Raw genomic sequence first — 18,176 nt, 5'->3', positions numbered from 1 at the left:
TTTTTTGCTTAAATTTAACTAAGATAAAATAAGTATTATTAATCTTTTATTTTTAAAATTTATTCTAATAATTTAAATTTAATAAAACAAATATAACATAATATCGGTTTATAGTAGCTTATAATTAAAATATCTTTAAAATATAAATTTAATTTTTATTTATCAATTTTATCAAGTTAAATGATAGTAAAATAACGGGTAAAGAATTTATTTTAAGATAAATTTAATCTCAATTAAGGAGAAATTATGGTAGATAATCACAATGTAACCACCATACAAAATAGACTATCAGAGTTAGCCAAGCTTCCAAAAATGAAGTCAAATAGCTCTATTATGGAGGTTTTAAATGAGCATGGATTTACTCGCCGTGACTTTATGAAGTGGGCTGGAGCGATGACGGCTCTTATGGCTTTGCCAGCTAGTTTTGCACCTATGGTGGCTCAAGCTGCTGAGCTTAGCGATAGATTGCCTGTGATTTGGCTACATATGGCTGAATGTACTGGCTGTAGCGAAAGTCTTTTAAGGAGCGATACGCCTACAATTGATAGCTTGATATTTGATTATATTAGCTTAGAATATCACGAGACAGTTATGGCCGCTTCTGGCTGGCAAGCTGAAGAGAATTTAGAACAAGCCATAGAAAAATATAAAGGCAAATATGTTTTAATGGTAGAAGGTGGAATTCCAGATGGCGATAGTGCATTTTATCTAACAGTAGGACCAAAGGGCACAACAGGTAGAGAACACGCCATTCATGCTAGTGATAATGCTCTTGCTATCTTTGCCATAGGGACTTGCTCTAGCTTTGGCGGTATTCAAGCTGCAGCACCAAATCCTACAAACGCTCAGCCACTTCACAAAATTACCAATAAACCAGTAATAAATGTCCCAGGCTGTCCTCCAAGTGAGAAAAATATCGTTGGAAATGTTTTAAATTTCTTACTATTTGGCACACTTCCAGCTCTTGATGTTTATAATAGACCAAAGTGGGCTTATGGGCTTAGAATTCACGATCTTTGCGAAAGACGCGGTCGTTTTGACGCTGGTGAGTTCGTGCAAGAATTTGGCGATGAAGGTGCTAAAAAGGGCTATTGCTTATATAAAGTTGGCTGTAAAGGGCCATATACATTTAATAACTGCTCTAGAGAGAGATTTAATCAACATACTAGCTGGCCTATTCAAGCTGGACATGGATGTATTGGCTGCTCTGAGCCGGATTTTTGGGATCAGATGGGGCCATTTGAGGTGCCACTAGGCGATAGATTGTATAATACCGTATTTGATGGGCTTGGAGCGGACGCTATAAGCGATAAGATCGGTATAGGTGTATTAGCCATCACAGGTGTAGCTGTAGCGGCTCATGCACTTATCGCTACTGCAACAAAAGAGAAGGAGTAAAATATGAGCGGACAAAGAATAGTAGTTGATCCTATTACAAGAATCGAAGGTCACCTTCGTGTGGAGGTAGTTGTAGATGAGAATAATGTAGTTAAAGAGGCTTATAGTGGCTCAACTCTTTGGCGTGGTATTGAAGTGATTGTAAAGGGTAGAGATCCAAGAGATGCTGGATTTATGACTCAAAGAATTTGTGGAGTGTGTACATTTTCTCACTATAGAGCAGGTATTGAAGCTGTAGAAAATGCTCTTGGTATCGTTCCTCCACTTAATGCAAAATTAACTAGAACTCTTATGAATGCAGCTCTATTTTTACACGATCATCCGGTGCATTTTTATCAACTCCACGCACTTGACTTTGTCGATGTGGTAAGTGCTCTTAGTGCTGATCCTAAAAAGGCTAGTGAAGAAGCATTTAAATACTGCGATACCCCATATGCTTGTGGTGCAGACCAGCTAAAATTAGTCCAAGATAAGGTGAAAAAATTTGTAGAAAAAGGCAATCTTGGGCCATTTGCTAATGCCTATTGGGGGCACTCTACTTATAAATTTACTCCAGAGCAAAATCTAATAGCCCTTAGCCACTATCTAGAGTGCTTAAGACTTCAAAGAACAATTGCTCAAGCTATGGCGGTATTTGGTGCTAAACAGCCTCATCCGCAAAGCCTTACAGTTGGTGGGGTAACTTGTGTAATGGATTTACAAAGTCCAGCAAGACTTGGCGAATATATGGTTAAATTCCAAGAGATGGCTGATTTTGTCAATCGTGCTTACTGGCCTGATCTTGTAATGGCAGCTAAGGCTTATGCTAATGAGCCAAGCGTGGTAAATGATGTTGGAACTCCAAATTTACTAACATATCAAGATTTTCAAATTGGTGCTAATGAGTATCTATTTGATGGTGGATATATATTAAATTGCGATATATCTAAGGTGTTTGAAGTAGATGAGAGCAAAATTACTGAAGAGGCTACTCGCTCATGGTATAAAAATAATTCTCCACTTCACCCATACGATGGCGATACTACGCCAAATTATACAGGCTTTAAAGATGCTAAAACTCTTAATGCTAAAGGGGAGATGGAAGATACAAAAGTATTTGATATAGATGGCAAATATAGCTGGATTAAAGCTCCAAGGTATGACTCGCTTCCAATGCAAGTTGGCCCACTAGCAAATATAGTTGTAAATTATGTAAAAGGCAATAAAAATGTAGTGCCAGTAGTGGATAAATTCCTAGCTGAGACTGGACTACCTGTGAGTGCTGTATTATCAACTTTAGGTAGAACTGCGTGCAGAATGATCGAAGCAAAAATTATCGCTGATAATACCTTAAAAGCTCTAAATAATCTAATTGAGAATTTAAAAATAGATGATAGCACATGTGCTAAATACCAAATAGATCCAACAAAAGAGTATAAAGGTAGATTTATCGGTAATGTGCCTCGTGGTATGCTAAGCCACTGGTGTAGGATCAAAAATGGCGTTATAGAAAACTGGCAAGCAGTCGTCCCATCTACTTGGAATGCAAGTCCAAAAGATGCTAAAGGTCAAATGGGTAGCTATGAGGCTTGTTTAATAGGGTTAAAAATCGCTGATTTAAAACAGCCTTTAGAGATAATACGCAAAATTCACTCATATGATCCTTGTATAGCTTGTGCAGTTCATGTGATGGATACAAAAGGCAATGAATTAAGTAGCTATAAAGTCAATCCGAATTTAATCTAAGGGAGCAGATATGAAAAGTAGTAAAAAACATATCGCTGAGTATGAATTTAGCATAGGCTTACGCCTTACACATTGGATTAGAGCTATATCTATTGTGGTTTTAAGTATAAGTGGATTTTATATCGCTTATGTTTTTGTAAGTCCAGCTATCACAGGTGAGCCTATAAATTTTATGAATGCTAAATGGCGTGCCGTGCATCAGGTGGCTGGATTTATATTAATAGGTTGTTTTATATTTAAGACATATCTATTTTTCTTTGATAAACAAAGCCATATAGAAAGGGTGAGTGTAAAAAATGTTTTAAGCCCAAAAATTTGGATAGAGCAGATCAAATACTATCTATTTTTAGGTAAGCACCCACATATACAAGGGACATATAATCCACTCCAATTTGCCTCTTATATATTCTTTTATATTGTGCTTTTTGTTATATGCCTTACTGGCTTGATTTTATATGTAAATGTATATCACGAAGGGCTTGGTGGGTTGCTTTATACGCCTATGAGAGCTATCGAGGCTTGGATGGGTGGGCTTGCTAATGTGCGTCAAATTCACCACATTGCTATGTGGATTATCTTTATCTTTATGGTAGTTCATATATATATGGCTATATTTAATGCTATAAAAGGCAAAGATGGTGCTATGGATGCTATAATTAGTGGCTATAAATTCCCAAAAGAGAAGTAGATGCGTGTCCTAGTTTTAGGCATAGGAAATGTAATGTTCGCCGATGAGGGAGTCGGCGTTCATTTTGTTAAGATGATAGAGAATAACTTTAAATTCACTTCAGATAAGCATAGCTTAAAATTTATAGATGGTGGCACCTTGGCTAATTATCTAACGCCGATAATGGCTGATAGTGATTATCTTATTGTTGTTGATTGTATCGATGCTGATGGAGGGCAGATTGGCGATGTATATTTTTTTGATTTTGAGGATATGCCAAAAAGTATAAATTGGTCTGGATCAGCCCATGAAGTAGAGATGCTTCAAACTATAGAAATGATGGATTTAGTGGGCGATAGACCAAAAACTAAGATAATTGGGGTGGTGCCAAAAAGGATTGAGCCAATGAGTTTTGAGCTAAGTAGTGAGATTTTAGCCTCATCTGATTTGATGAGTAAGATAATCTTAAAAGAGTTAAAATCAATTGGTTTTGAGTATAATCAAATAGATAATAAAAATTTACAAGATATAGCAAATGAGTGGAAGAAGGAGCAGTTTTGATACTTTGCTTTGAATTTAGCTGCTCAAATGATGGGGCTATATTAGCATTTTTTTTAGATTTTTGGGCTAAAAAAAGTGCTTTAAAATACTCCATAACAAAAGAGCAAAAATATATTAAGCTATACATAGAAGGCGACGAAAATGAGCTTGGCAAATTTAGTGATGAGTTTATATCCAAGGTTCCTAGCTCGATTTTTATCGAAGAAACCAAGGTTGTGCTAGGTGAGAAGCTGCCTATTAATAGTGAGTTTGAGTTTAATTTTAGCTATAAAAATATCACGCCATATACTTTAGAAAGTGGGATAAATGAGTTTGGATTTACTATAGATAATGAGCTTATAAATAGAGGTATAAAAGATATTTTAGATGGCAAAAAATTCATTTATGATGGCTATGAGATAACTAAATTTGATGGTTTTAATGCTGATTATTTAGTGCCTACTAATCTTAAAAATGCTGCGAAAATTTTTGTTTGCGATGAGAAGAGTTTGATCGCTTTGGCTAGTTTTGAAAAGCCTATAATGAGTCTTAGAGTTAATGCGATATACCGCACAAATCATAAAGACGCACCACTATATTTTGATCTTAGAAGTGCTTGGGATATTAATATTTATGAGATTGCTAAGGGTTTAAATGAAAAAGGGGTTAAATTTTTAGCTGTGAAAAGCTCTAAGAGTGATATGAAAATTTCAATCTTAGATGAGAGAATTTTGATTATTAATAGCGGAGAGTTTTTAGGTGCGAAAAGTAGTGAGTTTATAAACTCTTTTAGTGATAAAAATTATGCTCTTTTTGGGCTTTGTGTAAGTGAGTTTGGTCTAGCAAATTCCACCATAACAAGGGTATTTTTAAGCAAAAAAAATAGCGATTTTATCAAAGTGTATAAAGAAAATGATGAGTTTGATATGTTTAAAATAGAGCTACCAAAAAGCTTTGAAGAGATTTGGGATAAGATTGCTGAATTTGATGGCGGGGATAGATTATTAGCAAATTTCCAAAAAGAAAATAGATTGCCACAAGGCAGGATTGATCTGCCTAATAACTTCTATAGCCTATTTATGATTATTGATAAGATATTAGGCTACAATACTCAAATTCTAAATTATGCTAGAGATTATAGCGGACTTAAGGGCGTTAGGATTGATTTTAAGATGAGTAGTAAAAGTGAATTTGACTGGGCTAGAGCCATTAGAAGCACTATGAGCTTTAAACTAGCTGGAGCTGATCCTAAGAATATTTCTTTTGGGTGCTTGGAGAGCTTGGCATTTTTCTTAAGCGATTTTGGCGATATACTCAAAGATGAGCTAGGCGCTACAAATATGATTTTTAGCGGTGCCTTATTTGAAAATCCAGTAATTGCAAATTTGGCCTTAAAGTTTTGTAACTCTAATTATCAAAGCAGATTTAGCGGATGTTATCCACTTGAGATTAGTTAAGATTGAAATTTATGGATTAGTTCAAGGGGTTGGTTTTCGCCCTTTTGTATATCAGCTTGCTACAAATTTAGGCTTAAATGGCATTGTATTAAATGATTCTAGCGGTGTAAAAATAGAGCTAAGTGGCGAGTTAGGCTTAATTGATGAGTTTATAAAATCCCTTAAAACTAAGCTACCTCCACTTGCTAGAATTGATAAAATTGTAGTGAGTGATGGCTGTAATATATATAGTGATTTTAAGATTATTAGCTCTAAAGATAGTTATAAATTCTCACCCATTTTACCTGATTTTGCAATTTGTGATGAGTGTAAAAATGAGCTTTTAGATAGTAGCAATTATAGATATAACCATCCATTTATTAACTGCACAAATTGCGGACCAAGATTTTCTTTGATTAAAGGCTTACCTTATGATAGGGCAAATACCACGATGGGTAAATTTAAAATGTGTAATAAGTGTAAAGCTGAGTATAAAGATCCGCTTAATCGCCGCTATCACGCTCAGCCCATAGCTTGTAAGAATTGTGGGCCAAGTCTAAGCTATAAAGATATGAGTGGTAATATTTTAAGCACCTACGAAAATGGGCTAAAAGATTGTGTAAATGCGATTAAAGATGGTAAAATCGTAGCGATTAAGGGAGTTGGCGGATTTCATCTAGTATGCGATGCCTTAAATCATCAAGCCATATCTACTCTAAGAGCTAGAAAAAACCGCCCTGATAAGCCATTTGCCATAATGTGTAAAGATATGGATATGGCAAAAAAATATGCCTATATAGATGAGAGTGAAGCTAGGATTTTAAACTCAAATTTAAAGCCAATAGTTTTATTAAATTCCAAAGATAAACTCCCAGATATAATCGCTAAAGATATCGGTAAAATAGGGATATTCTTGCCACCAACTCCGCTACATATCCTGCTTTTAAATATGCTAAATTCCCCAGTAATAGCCACAAGTGCAAATTTAAGCAAAGAGCCAATTATAAAAGATTATGAAACGCTTAAAGATAAATTGCGTAGGGTGTGTGATTTTGCTTTGGATAATGATAGGCAAATAGTAAATCCAAGCGATGATAGCATATGCTTTGCCCTAGATGAAAAGGCGATATATCTGCGAACTTCAAGAGGGTTAAAGCCATCTATTTTGCCACTAAATTTAAATGGCGACGCCCCTAAGGGCTGCTTTTTAGCACTTGGTGCCTTGATGAAAAATCAATTTGCTATTTATAAAAATGGATTGATATTTAGCTCTGTTTATATCGGCGATATGGGAAGTGTAGCGACAAAATTAAGATTTGATGAGTTACTAGAGAGCTTTAAGAGTATATATGGGTTTGAGTTTGATTTTGTTTTAGGGGACGCTCATCCGCATTTTGGATTTATAGATGATTTTGCGAAAAGTTATGAAATTCACAGAGTCTATCACCATCATGCTCACGCCTTAAGCGTTATGCTAGAAAATGGCATTAGTAACGATGTGATAGCGCTTAGCTTTGATGGGACTGGGTATGGGAGGGACTCTACGATTTGGGGCGGAGAGATTTTGAGATGCTCTAAGGGCGAATTTGATAGGATAATGCATTTTGATAGCTTTGATCTAATTGGCGGGGATAAGGCTATTAAAAATATATACTACCTAGCCTACGCAATAGCTAAAAAATACTCTTTAAATTCGCCAAAATTGGATAGATTAATACCTGAAATTCAAAAAGATAATCTAGATAAGATATTAAAAAATCAGATAAATACCATAAAATGTAGCTCTTTGGGTAGGATTTTTGACGCTTTTGCTTCTATAATTTTTGGGCTAAAATCTGTAAGCTATGACGCACAAGCTCCTATGATGGTTGAGGCTTTGTATGATGAGAGCTTGGATTTGGCTTATGAATTTAGTATAAATGATGGGATTATCAGTTATGAAAATGCCTTTAAAAAAGCCTTGGTAGATGAGCCTAGAATCGCAGCTACGGCATTTATAAATGGCTTAGCAAATTTATCCTTAGAGATAGCTAGTAGCTATAATCTACCTATTGTGCTTTGTGGTGGAGTATGGCAAAATAGGGCTTTACTTAAAAAAACAATAGATAAATTTAAAGTAAATCAGATAGAGTATTATCTACCTATTAATGAGCCTATGAATGATTCAGCCATAGCGATGGGGCAAATTTACTTTGGTTTAAATATGCTTAGATATAATGATAAATTCTAAAATCAAAAGGAGAGAATATGTGTAAAGATTGCGGTTGTAGTATGGGTGGATCGCATCATCATAGTCACGATGATCATCATAATCATCACCATCACGGTCATCACGACCATCCTGTTTTAAATGAAAAAAAGACGATAGAAGTAGTAGAAAAGATATTAAAAGATAATGATTATGAAGCAGAGCATAATAGGGCTCACTTAGATGAATGTGGGTTGCTTTGTATAAATTTGATGAGTAGCCCAGGTGCTGGAAAGACTACGCTTTTAGAGGCTACTATAAAGGCAAGTGGGCTTAGGATTGGTGTGGTTGAAGGGGATTTAGAGACTAATATGGACGCTAATCGCATTATAAATGCCGGTGGTAAGGCGTATCAGATCAGCACAGGGCAAACTTGTCATTTAGATGCTTTTATGGTTCATAATGGCTTACATCACTTGCCACTTAAAGAGCTTGATTTGGTATTTGTAGAAAATGTAGGTAATCTTGTTTGCCCAGCAAGTTATGATGTCGGTGCCCACATAAATGCTGTTTTAATCAGCGTGCCAGAAGGGAGCGATAAAATAGCAAAATATCCTGTTATGTTTAGGGCTGCTGATATAGTTATTATCACTAAAACTTCGCTTTTAGAGCATTTTGATTTTAATATTGACGAGGTTAAAAAAGAAGCTAGAAAGCTAAATCCAAAGGTTGATATTATAGAAGTAGATAGCAAGAGCGGGGCTGGAGTTGATAAATGGATAAATTATATTAAATTTAAAAAAGAGATTAGATAATGTGTCTTAGCATACCATCAAAAGTAATATCAATAGATGAGAATAATTTTGCCATAGTTGATACTATGGGAGTTAGGCGTGGAGTGAGTTTGGACTTGATAGCTGAGCCTGTATCGGTGGGGGATTATGTGCTTATACATGTGGGATTTGCGATGGAAAAGATCGATACTAAATATGCTTTAGAGAGCTTGGAGATTTATAAACAAATCGCAGATGATATGAGTAGTGGTAAAATATCAGCCGATGAAGGCGATATGGGCTTAGCAGCGTTGAAAGATTAAATTTAATAATTAGGCAGATAATGGATTTAATAAATAGTTTTAGAGATAAAGATAAGATTTTAGCCTTAAGCAAGATAATTAAACAAAGAAGTAAAAAGCCATTAAATATTATGGAGATTTGTGGCGGTCATACTCATAGTATAATGAAATTTGGTTTGCCTCAATTAGTAGGAGAGCATATCAATTTCATTCACGGCCCAGGATGTCCGGTGTGTATAATGCCTAGAAGTCGCATTGATGAGGCTATAGCAATTGCTAGTATAGATGGGGTGATATTTTGCACTTTAGCTGATATGTTAAGAGTGCCCGGAAGTAAGGGCTCTTTAGCTGAGCTTAGGGCTGGTGGGGCTGATATTAGGGCTTTATACTCTCCACTTGATACAATCACAATAGCCAAAGAAAACCTAGATAAAAAAGTTGTATTTTTTGCTATTGGATTTGAGACTACTACTCCTATGAGTGCTGTGGTGGTAGAACAAGCCATAAATTTAAATTTACAAAATCTATTTATACATTTAAATCATGTAACAGTCCCAGCTCCAGTAAGGGCTATAATGAGCGATAAAGATGTGAAAATTGATGCATTTTTAGGGCCAAGCCATGTAAGCGTGATTACTGGTAGTAAGATATATGAAGAGCTTGCTAATGAGTTTAAGACCCCAATTGCCGTAAGTGGCTTTGAGCCTTTAGATTTGATGGATAGTATATTAAATTTAGTAAATCAACACCAAAACGGCACCTATAAAGTCTATAATGAGTATGCTAGAGTAGTTACCAAAGATGGTAATCAAAAGGCTAAAGAGCTGATAAATAGGTATTTTGAGCCGTGTGATTTTGAGTGGAGAGGGCTAGGCGTTATCAAAGATAGTGGATTAAGGTTAAGAGATGAGTTTGATTATTTAGATGCTAAAAAATATTTTAATATAGAAGTAGGCGAGTCTAAAGAATCCAAAGCCTGTATTTGTGGTGAAATTTTGCGTGGTAAGGCTAAGCCATATGATTGTAAGGTCTTTGGCAAGGTGTGTAATCCGCAAAATCCTATTGGTAGCTGTATGGTAAGCGGCGAGGGTGCTTGTGCGGCGTATTATAAATATAGTAAAAGAGGGTAGATGCAAAAGATAATGTTAGCTCATGGTGGTGGTGGGCAAGAGATGAATGATCTTATTAATGGGTTGATTTTTAAGATTTTTAATAATGAAATTTTATCGCAAAATAATGATAGTGCGATTTTAAATTTAAGCGGAAAACTAGCATTTAGCACTGATAGCTTTGTGGTAAGTCCTACTAAATTTTCAGGTGGAGATATTGGTAAAATTGCAGTTTGCGGGACGGCAAATGACCTAGCTATGGTAGGAGCCAAGCCTAGATATATTAGTTGTGCTTTAATCATAGAAGAGGGGCTTGATATAAATGAGCTTAAAGATATTTTATCTAGTATGAAAAGCACAGCTGATGAGGCTGGAGTAGCTATAGTTTGTGGCGATACTAAGGTTGTTAGCAAGGGAAGTTGTGATAAAATTTTTATCAATACCTCAGGCGTGGGAGAGATAATCAAAGAAGTTAGAATAGAGAATTTAAAAAGTGGCGCTAGAGTTCTATTAAGTGGCGATGTCGGCAGACATGGTGCGGTGGTATTAGCAAGTAGAAATGAGCTAAGATTACAAAGCCATTTACAAAGCGATTGTAAGCCTTTATACAAAATTGTAGAAGCACTTTTAAATGCTGGTATCACCCCTCTTGCTATGAGAGATGCTACTCGTGGCGGACTCTCGGCTGTATTAAATGAGTGGGCGAAGGCTTGTAAGCGAGATATTAAAATTAGCGAAGATAGTATCGCTGTGAGTGATGAGGTGATGGGGATTTGCGAAATTCTTGGCTTTGAGCCTTATGAGCTAGCTAATGAGGGAACCTTTGTTTTAGCTGTTGAGCCTAAAGATGAGATTAAAGCGGTTGAGATTTTAAGAGAATTTAACTCAAACGCAAATAGCATTGGCGAGATTTTAGATAGTAATAAATCAAATGTAATTATACAAAATAGCTATGGAGCCACTAGATTTATGGAGCCACCAAAGGGCGAGTTGCTACCTAGAATTTGCTAAAGGAGATATTATGCATGAATTAGCCATAGTTCAAGATCTGTTTAAGCTTTGCGAGACAAATGCGATGAAACATAATGCTACAAAGATAAGTAAAGTAGAGGTTGAGATAGGTAGATTAAGTGGAGTAGAAGCCCACTATTTACAAAGTGCGTTTGATGCTTTTAAAGCTGATACGATATGCTCAGGTGCCACACTCATAATCCATCCTAAAGATATTACCGTTAAATGTAATGAGTGTAGTGCTCAAAGTATCCTTGTAGAAAATGAATTTCTCTGTCCTAAATGCGGATCAAACTCCTTAGAGGTCATTAGTGGGGAGGATATGTATCTTATGCGTTTGGAGATGGAGTAGGGGGGGGTATTTTATAATCTCAAATAACTCATCGGCAGTATAAGGCTGATGTAAGGTCGCATCGCCAAGACTACTAGCTATTTTATCATAATTAGAATTATCGCTTATGGTGATAATCTTAAATTTTTTGATTTTTTGCCACTCTTTGATTAAATTTATCTCACTATATGGCAGATTTTTGACTATTTTTGCTTGAATAAATAGAAAATCTGGCTTATATAGCATATCCATTATATGGTTTTTTACGCTCTCCCAGCTAGGATTTGGCTGGGTGGAGATACCATAAACACTAAGCTCTGCTACAAGCGTGAAAAATTCAGTTTGGCTCTCATATGCTATTAGGGCATTTTTTTGCATTACTGATTTTATATTTAATGGATTATTTAATTTATGCATTGTTATATTAAATGAAAAAATAGAGCTATTTGGCTTTGAGCTAAATTCAATCTTAGATCCAATTAAATTGGCATAATTTGAGGCGATATGGAGATATTTGTAGTTTATATTTTTATTATTATCATCAAGTGCGGTTTGGATTTCGTTGCTATTTATATTGGCTGATGTTTTGATTGAAATTTGATATTCATCTTTTGTTTTGGTTGGTTTTATGGATAATAAAATCGAGCTATTACTTACACTTTTATTGACAAAGCATATGAGATTGTGCGTTATATTGGTGATGGCTTTAAAATTTGCACTAAAATATCTAGCCTGTCTTGGAGAGTAATTAAAGATTATTGAGTTATTATTTTGTGCGGCTTTTGTGTGAAGCACTTTAAAAAACAGCCCCAAACGCTTTATTATATCCCCGTTTTCTACCTTATTTTGGAAAAATACTAAATTTAATTTAGCTAAGTTTTTATTTTGTGTGTAGATTAGTTTTTGATTTCTATTTTTTACAGGGCGTCTATTGATAACTATTAATATTATGATTAATAAAAGTAAAATGCTAAAGGCTATATGCTCATTTGTCCCAATTGTCTGACTTGCCATTAAAATATCTGCTATAAAAAGTATAAATAATCTCATCATATCACCAACATTGCATCGCCATAAGAGTAGAATTTATATCCCCTATCTATGGCTTGTTTATAAATTTCTTTGACATTTTCTAAACCGACGAAACTCGCTACTAACATAATTAGCGTTGATTTTGGTAAATGGAAATTTGTTAGTAGATAGTTTTGTCTTTGCGGTGGATTTGCTGGATGTAAAAATAGATCGCACAAACCATCTTTTATACCGCTTTTATAAAAATACTCAACGCACCTAGTAACCGTAGTCCCAACGCCAAGAATTGCTCTATGGCTATTTATGGATTTTATAGCTTGATCGCTTATGGAGTAAATTTCACTATGAATTTTATGATCTCTGATATCGCTAGTTTCAACTGATTTAAATGTCCCAGCACCAACATGGAGAGTGATATATGAGATGTTGTGTTTGGTTTGTAGATTTTGTATCATCTCATCACTAAAATGCAAGCTCGCAGTAGGAGCGGCTACGGCGCCATCATTTTTGGCAAATACGCTTTGATACCATACTTCATCACTTTTTTCATCATCTCTTTTGATATAAGGTGGCAAGGGGATATGACCTATTTGATTTAGAATTTTATATAGTTTTGGGGTGTCTAAAAGCTCTTGATTTTGATAAAATTTGACAATTCTATACTCATCTAAAATCTCTATAACTTCACAGCTTAATCCCTTGTCAAATTCCAAAATTGCCCCAACTTTTATGCGACCTTTGATTAGAGTGCTAAATTTGCCATCACCCAAAGGCTGATTAAGTAGCAATTCTACGGCTCCACCACTGCTTTTTTTGCCATAAATTCTAGCTTTTACCACCTTTGTATCATTAAATATAATATCGCAATCTGGCAAAAAGTCCATCAAATCACCAAATTTAGCATGGGTTATTTTAGAGTTGTTTCGCTCATAAACAAGCAGATTCGCACTCTCTTTTGGCTTAGTAGGAGAGGTGGCGATGAGATGAGATGGTAGCTCGTAATCATAGCTACTTAACGCAAATATATCACTCATCATCGCTATTTTCTTCATCATCGGATTTTGGCGCTGGATTTACTAATTTGGCAATTAAAATTGATAAAGAGTAAAGCCCGATTAAAGGGATAGCAAGCATAAATTGGCTAAGCACATCAGGCGGGGTCATAATGGCTGCAAAAACGAATATCCCAACTATAGCGTATCTAAAAAATCTCTTCAAGCTATCATCTGTGATAACTCCGATTTTAGCTAGGAAAAATGTAACAACTGGAAGCTCAAAGCTAATCCCAAATGCCACTACAATTTTTGTAAAAAATCCCACATAATCCCCTATGCTAGGAAGTGCTTGAAATAGCGTTCCACCGAAATTTATAAGAAACGCAAAGCCAACAGGCACCACAAAATAGTAGCAAAATGCAGCCCCTACAATAAACATAATTGTAGCGCTTAAAACAAATGGAATTACATATTTTTTCTCATTTTCATATAGTCCTGGAGCGACAAATAGCCAAAATTGCCAAAAGATAATAGGTAAAGCAAGCAAAAGTCCAGCAAAAAATGCCACCTTCATCGCTGTAAAAAATGGCTCCGCAACTTGAGTGAAGATAATATTGCTACCATTTGGCAGTGCAGCCTTAAGCGGTGCGGTCATAAAATCAAGCAAAGGAGCCCAAAAGTTAAAACATATAATAAAGCAGATTATTACAGATATAGCACTAATTAATAGGCGTTTTCTAAGCTCGATTAAATGTGGTCTTAAATCTTCAAACATTATGCCTCTTTTGCTTTTTGAATTTCATCTGGTTTATCTATTTTATTATCTATATCATCTGGGTTATTTGCTACTATATTTTTGGGCGGTTGTGAAGAGCTATCTTGATCTAGCTCCAATCCGGCATTTAATTTATTAATCGGATTGAGATTTGAGATTTCATTTTGAATATCAGCTAGGGATTTTTGCGTTGAGTTGTTAATGCTATTTATATTGCTTTTTAGCTCATCAAGCTCTTCAAATGTGAGCTTTTTCCTTACTCCATCTATACCGTTAGCTAGGCTATCTTTATATTTTTTGGCATCTTCTTTTAGTTCAGCGATCTTTATCTCTTGCTCAAAAGTGCTTTTAGCTCCGTTAATAGTCTGTTTAAAAACCTTAAAAAATTTAGCTATATTTACCATTGCACTTGGTAGTTTATCAGGACCTAAGACTATGACAGCGACAACGGCGATTATTATTATTTCGCTGATTCCCATTCCAAACATAAAAATTCCTAAATTTAAATTTGGCGAGTATTTTACAATTTTTTTGCTTAATAGATATTGATTTTATTTGGATGGATAGTAAAGCCCCTTTGGGGCTTTGGATTATTTATCTCTTAGACCTAGCTCAGCTATTAGCTTAGTGTAAGTTTCATATTTAGTAGCTTTAAGATATTTTAGTAATCTCTTGCGGCGACCAACTAATTTTAATAGACCTAGTCTTGAGCTAAAATCTTTTTTATTTACTTTTAGATGTTCTGTAAGCTCTGCTATTCTTGTAGTAAGAAGTGCTATTTGAACTTCTGAAGAGCCTGTATCTCCACTTTTTCTAGCAAATTTTGCAACTATTTGAGCTTTCTTAGCCGTATCTAAAGCCATATTTGACCTCCTGAGCGGTATATAAAATTGAGTGGCAATTATAGCATAATAACCCAAAAATTTGCTTAAAAATCATTTTTGATTTATAAATTAAAATTATGAAATTTAGCTATATTAAATTTTGAAATTTTTACTTAAGTTTTATTTATTTTTTGCTAAAATCAAAAAATTTTTATCACTAAAGGTATTATTATGGATTATAAAGATACTCTTTTATTACCAGTAACTGAATTTGCTATGCGGGGTAATTTACCGCAAAATGAGCCAAAAAGATATGCTAAATGGGATGAGAATAGAGTCTATGAAAAGATGAAAAAATCTAGACAAAACGCCCCTATAAACTTCAATATCCACGATGGTCCTCCATATGCTAATGGTCATCTTCATATCGGTCATGCTTTAAATAAAATTTTAAAAGATATAATAGTCAAAACTCACTATTTTTTTGGAGAGAGTGTCAGATTTACTCCAGGATGGGATTGTCATGGATTGCCAATAGAACAGCAAGTAGAGATAAAGCTTGGGGATAAAAAAAAGAGTATGGATACAGCCGCTATTAGAAGTGAATGTAGGAAGTGGGCTGCTGAATTTATAGATATTCAAAGGGCTGAGTTTAAATCTCTTGGGGTAGTTGGGGATTGGGAAAATCCATATATGACTATGAAGTATAAATTTGAAGCTAATATATATAGAACCCTGTGCGAAGTGGCTAAAAAGGGGCTTTTAATAGAAAGAGGTAAGCCGGTATTTTGGAGCTGGGCAGCTAGGAGTGCTCTTGCTGAGGCTGAAGTGGAGTATGCTAATAAGGAAGATTATAGCTTATATCTAGCATTTAAATTAAGCCAAGAAGCCGCTAAAGCAATTGGGGTTGAAGATGCAAAGGCAGTTATATGGACTACCACTCCATGGACACTAGTGGCTAATCAAGCAATTAGTTTAAATCCAAATGAAATTTATTGCGTTACTAGCGAAAAGCTTATTTTTGCTAAGCCTTTGCTTGAAGCATTAGTAGCTCAAGGCATTACAAATGGGGAGATAATCAAAGAATTTAAGCCACAAATACTAGAGAATTTAACCGCTATAAATCCGCTAAATGGTAGAAAATCCATATTTATCCTTGGAGAGCATGTCTTGATGGATGGCGGGACTGGGCTAGTTCATACCGCACCTGGTCATGGCGAGGATGACTATTTTGCTAGTCTTAGATATGGTATAGAGGTTATTATGCCTGTTGATGAGGCTGGACTTTATGATGAGACTTTAAGACATAAAGGATTATTACCAAAAGATATAGTAGATGAGTTTGTAGGTTTGCATATCTTTAAAGCAAATGATAAGATTATCGAGCTTTTGGGTGATTGGGTTATAAAAGTTAGTAAATTTACCCATAGTTATCCATTTTGTTGGAGAACTCACAAGCCTGTAATTTATAGAGCAACTAAGCAGTGGTTTATAGCTATGGATGAGCCAAAATTAGGCGGTAAAACCTTGCGTCAGATCGCACTTGAGGCTTTAAATAGCGTTAAATTTTATCCAGAAGCTGGTATAAAAAGAATAACTTCAATGATAGAAAATCGCCCAGATTGGTGCATTTCTCGTCAAAGAGATTGGGGTGTGCCGATTGCATTTTTTAGGCTTAAATCTACTAAAGAGGTTATTTTTGATAGTGAAATTTTAGAGCATATTGCTAAGATTTTTGATGAAAATGGAGCCGATGCTTGGTGGAGTATGAGTATTGATGAGTTGCTACCAAGTGGAGCTAAATTTAAGGCTGATGAGCTAGAGAAAGTTAGCGATATTTTAGATGTTTGGTTTGATAGTGGCTCTACTTGGAATGCTGTGCTAAATAGCGATGATTACGACGCTGGAGAGTATAGTGCTAATATGTATCTAGAAGGTAGCGATCAGCATCGTGGGTGGTTTCAAAGCTCTTTATTGCTAAGTTGTGCAGTAAATGAAAAAGCCCCATATAGAAGTGTTTTAACGCATGGATTTACTGTGGATAAAAATGGTGAAAAGATGAGTAAATCCAAAGGCAATGTCATAGCCCCGGATGCGGTAGCCAAGGAATTTGGGGTGGAAATTTTGCGTTTATGGGTAAGTTTAAGTGATTACTCAAGCGATTTAAAAATTGGCAATGATATATTAAAGCAAGTTGCTGAGCAGTATAGAAAAATTCGAAATACCATAAGATTTTTACTAGCAAATGTGAGTGATTTAAAAGAGTTAAATTACGAATTTGGCTTACTTGATAGATGGATTTTAGGCAAAGCTAGTAGCTGTTTTAAAGAAGTAAGTAGCTGTTTTAAAAACTATGAATACTCTAAAGGATTTAATATTTTATTAAATTTCTTAAGTGGTGATTTGAGTGGAATTTACCTAGATGTCTGTAAAGATAGATTATATTGCGATTCTTTAAATAGCACTAAAAGAGCTAGCTCACAAACTGCTATGGTGATTATTACTAAGGCGCTTTTACCGCTGATTGCACCGACTCTTACATATACAGTTGATGAGGTTATGGAGTATGCACCTAGCATTATAAAAGCTCAAGCTAATGATGTTTTTGATCTAGTTTATGAAGAGCTTGAATTTGAGCTTGAAGTAGATGATGAGCTATTAAAACAGAGCAAAGAGAAATTTAATGAGATAATAGATAATCTCAAAAAAGATAAACTCATAAAATCAACTCTAGAGTTAGAAATCCAAACTAATAGCGACTATATTTTGTCTTTAAATAGCGATGAAGTTGCGGATTGGTATATGGTAAGCAAGGTTGGAGGCTTTAGGATTGGTAGTGAGATTTTGGCTGAATTTATAGTAGGAGACCATAGATTTATCATAGCCAAATCAGATGGATATAAATGTCCAAGATGCTGGAAATTTAGCGCTATTAGCGATAATTGCTTGTGTGATAGATGTTCTGAGGTGATGAGTGTTAAGTGAGCCAGTAGGAGCGGTAACTATAGTTGCTACTATAGCGGTTTTGCTGATTATCACAGCAGTTGGGGTAGTTTTGGTTAATAAGTAT

17 protein-coding genes are annotated in these 18,176 nt (G+C 35.2%); 12 read left to right on the top strand and 5 right to left on the bottom strand.

All coding sequences use genetic code 11. The annotated features are described in order from the left end of the window. The first annotated feature begins 246 nt into the window (after positions 1–246). The 11 genes from CSUIS_RS05910 to hypA are packed head-to-tail and all read left to right on the top strand — an operon-like array spanning position 247 to position 11,501. Complete coding sequence (locus CSUIS_RS05910; RefSeq protein ID WP_086297856.1) at positions 247–1,398, top strand: hydrogenase small subunit; 1,152 nt, start codon at positions 247–249, stop codon at positions 1,396–1,398. Between the two features lie 3 nt (positions 1,399–1,401). Further along, positions 1,402–3,123, top strand: coding sequence for a nickel-dependent hydrogenase large subunit (locus CSUIS_RS05905; RefSeq protein ID WP_086297854.1), 1,722 nt, complete (start codon positions 1,402–1,404; stop codon positions 3,121–3,123). Between the two features lie 10 nt (positions 3,124–3,133). Beyond that, positions 3,134–3,811 (top strand): Ni/Fe-hydrogenase, b-type cytochrome subunit, encoded by a 678-nt coding sequence (gene cybH / locus CSUIS_RS05900; RefSeq protein WP_086237245.1) that lies wholly within the window; start codon positions 3,134–3,136, stop codon positions 3,809–3,811. Next, positions 3,812–4,351 (top strand): HyaD/HybD family hydrogenase maturation endopeptidase, encoded by a 540-nt coding sequence (locus CSUIS_RS05895; RefSeq protein ID WP_086297851.1) that lies wholly within the window; start codon positions 3,812–3,814, stop codon positions 4,349–4,351. Beyond that, on the top strand, positions 4,348–5,787 hold the full coding sequence (locus CSUIS_RS05890) for a hypothetical protein (RefSeq protein ID WP_086297848.1): 1,440 nt from the start codon (positions 4,348–4,350) through the stop codon (positions 5,785–5,787). Before CSUIS_RS05895 ends, CSUIS_RS05890 begins: the two co-directional genes overlap by 4 nt. Then, positions 5,774–7,996, top strand: coding sequence for a carbamoyltransferase HypF (gene hypF / locus CSUIS_RS05885; protein ID WP_086297845.1), 2,223 nt, complete (start codon positions 5,774–5,776; stop codon positions 7,994–7,996). The genes CSUIS_RS05890 and hypF overlap by 14 nt, the downstream gene beginning before the upstream one ends. 17 nt (positions 7,997–8,013) lie before the next feature. Next, the gene (gene hypB / locus CSUIS_RS05880; protein ID WP_086297842.1) at positions 8,014–8,769 is read left to right on the top strand and encodes a hydrogenase nickel incorporation protein HypB; all 756 of its coding nucleotides are present in this window, start codon (positions 8,014–8,016) and stop codon (positions 8,767–8,769) included. Continuing rightward, on the top strand, positions 8,769–9,050 hold the full coding sequence (locus tag CSUIS_RS05875) for a HypC/HybG/HupF family hydrogenase formation chaperone (protein ID WP_034961189.1): 282 nt from the start codon (positions 8,769–8,771) through the stop codon (positions 9,048–9,050). The genes hypB and CSUIS_RS05875 overlap by 1 nt, the downstream gene beginning before the upstream one ends. Before the next feature lie 20 nt (positions 9,051–9,070). Continuing rightward, positions 9,071–10,159, top strand: coding sequence for a hydrogenase formation protein HypD (hypD, locus tag CSUIS_RS05870; RefSeq protein WP_086297839.1), 1,089 nt, complete (start codon positions 9,071–9,073; stop codon positions 10,157–10,159). After that, positions 10,160–11,149, top strand: coding sequence for a hydrogenase expression/formation protein HypE (hypE, locus tag CSUIS_RS05865; RefSeq protein WP_086297836.1), 990 nt, complete (start codon positions 10,160–10,162; stop codon positions 11,147–11,149). It abuts the gene before it with no gap. Between the two features lie 10 nt (positions 11,150–11,159). Further along, positions 11,160–11,501, top strand: coding sequence for a hydrogenase maturation nickel metallochaperone HypA (gene hypA / locus CSUIS_RS05860; protein ID WP_086242263.1), 342 nt, complete (start codon positions 11,160–11,162; stop codon positions 11,499–11,501). On the opposite strand, the gene CSUIS_RS05855 is transcribed toward hypA, so the two are convergent. From CSUIS_RS05855 to rpsO, 5 genes are all read right to left on the bottom strand, one after another. Next, entirely contained in the window at positions 11,448–12,530 is a 1,083-nt protein-coding gene (locus CSUIS_RS05855; RefSeq protein ID WP_086297833.1) for a hypothetical protein, read from the bottom strand. The two genes, hypA and CSUIS_RS05855, sit on opposite strands and share 54 nt — an antisense overlap. Further along, entirely contained in the window at positions 12,530–13,546 is a 1,017-nt protein-coding gene (gene queA, locus CSUIS_RS05850) for a tRNA preQ1(34) S-adenosylmethionine ribosyltransferase-isomerase QueA (RefSeq protein WP_086298596.1), read from the bottom strand. Before queA ends, CSUIS_RS05855 begins: the two co-directional genes overlap by 1 nt. Next, positions 13,539–14,282, bottom strand: coding sequence for a twin-arginine translocase subunit TatC (tatC, locus tag CSUIS_RS05845; protein ID WP_086237235.1), 744 nt, complete (start codon positions 14,280–14,282; stop codon positions 13,539–13,541). Before tatC ends, queA begins: the two co-directional genes overlap by 8 nt. Further along, entirely contained in the window at positions 14,282–14,770 is a 489-nt protein-coding gene (gene tatB, locus CSUIS_RS05840; RefSeq protein WP_086237234.1) for a Sec-independent protein translocase protein TatB, read from the bottom strand. The genes tatC and tatB overlap by 1 nt, the downstream gene beginning before the upstream one ends. 102 nt (positions 14,771–14,872) lie before the next feature. Then, positions 14,873–15,145 (bottom strand): 30S ribosomal protein S15, encoded by a 273-nt coding sequence (gene rpsO / locus CSUIS_RS05835; protein ID WP_086237233.1) that lies wholly within the window; start codon positions 15,143–15,145, stop codon positions 14,873–14,875. A 192-nt stretch (positions 15,146–15,337) separates the two neighbouring features. Between rpsO and ileS the strand changes: the two genes are divergently transcribed. Then, complete coding sequence (gene ileS, locus CSUIS_RS05830; protein ID WP_086297830.1) at positions 15,338–18,091, top strand: isoleucine--tRNA ligase; 2,754 nt, start codon at positions 15,338–15,340, stop codon at positions 18,089–18,091. The last annotated feature ends 85 nt before the right edge of the window (positions 18,092–18,176 follow it).

The sequence above is a fragment of the Campylobacter porcelli genome, from assembly GCF_002139855.1.
Lineage (GTDB): Bacteria > Campylobacterota > Campylobacteria > Campylobacterales > Campylobacteraceae > Campylobacter > Campylobacter porcelli.
Note: the sequence above shows the minus strand (reverse complement) of the source record. Positions and strands in the feature narration are given on the sequence as shown.

What these genes read in the sequence shown, in the direction of transcription:
- hypE (WP_086297836.1), top strand. Translation starts at nt 10,160, where the DNA reads ATGCAAAAGATAATGTTAGCTCATGGTGGTGGTGGGCAAGAGATGAAT.
- CSUIS_RS05910 (WP_086297856.1), top strand. Translation starts at nt 247, where the DNA reads ATGGTAGATAATCACAATGTAACCACCATACAAAATAGACTATCAGAG.
- hypB (WP_086297842.1), top strand. Translation starts at nt 8,014, where the DNA reads ATGTGTAAAGATTGCGGTTGTAGTATGGGTGGATCGCATCATCATAGT.
- CSUIS_RS05895 (WP_086297851.1), top strand. Translation starts at nt 3,812, where the DNA reads ATGCGTGTCCTAGTTTTAGGCATAGGAAATGTAATGTTCGCCGATGAG.
- queA (WP_086298596.1), bottom strand. Translation starts at nt 13,546, where the DNA reads ATGAGTGATATATTTGCGTTAAGTAGCTATGATTACGAGCTACCATCT.
- CSUIS_RS05875 (WP_034961189.1), top strand. Translation starts at nt 8,769, where the DNA reads ATGTGTCTTAGCATACCATCAAAAGTAATATCAATAGATGAGAATAAT.
- hypA (WP_086242263.1), top strand. Translation starts at nt 11,160, where the DNA reads ATGCATGAATTAGCCATAGTTCAAGATCTGTTTAAGCTTTGCGAGACA.
- tatB (WP_086237234.1), bottom strand. Translation starts at nt 14,770, where the DNA reads ATGTTTGGAATGGGAATCAGCGAAATAATAATAATCGCCGTTGTCGCT.
- CSUIS_RS05855 (WP_086297833.1), bottom strand. Translation starts at nt 12,530, where the DNA reads ATGAGATTATTTATACTTTTTATAGCAGATATTTTAATGGCAAGTCAG.
- tatC (WP_086237235.1), bottom strand. Translation starts at nt 14,282, where the DNA reads ATGTTTGAAGATTTAAGACCACATTTAATCGAGCTTAGAAAACGCCTA.
- hypD (WP_086297839.1), top strand. Translation starts at nt 9,071, where the DNA reads ATGGATTTAATAAATAGTTTTAGAGATAAAGATAAGATTTTAGCCTTA.
- ileS (WP_086297830.1), top strand. Translation starts at nt 15,338, where the DNA reads ATGGATTATAAAGATACTCTTTTATTACCAGTAACTGAATTTGCTATG.
- cybH (WP_086237245.1), top strand. Translation starts at nt 3,134, where the DNA reads ATGAAAAGTAGTAAAAAACATATCGCTGAGTATGAATTTAGCATAGGC.
- rpsO (WP_086237233.1), bottom strand. Translation starts at nt 15,145, where the DNA reads ATGGCTTTAGATACGGCTAAGAAAGCTCAAATAGTTGCAAAATTTGCT.
- CSUIS_RS05905 (WP_086297854.1), top strand. Translation starts at nt 1,402, where the DNA reads ATGAGCGGACAAAGAATAGTAGTTGATCCTATTACAAGAATCGAAGGT.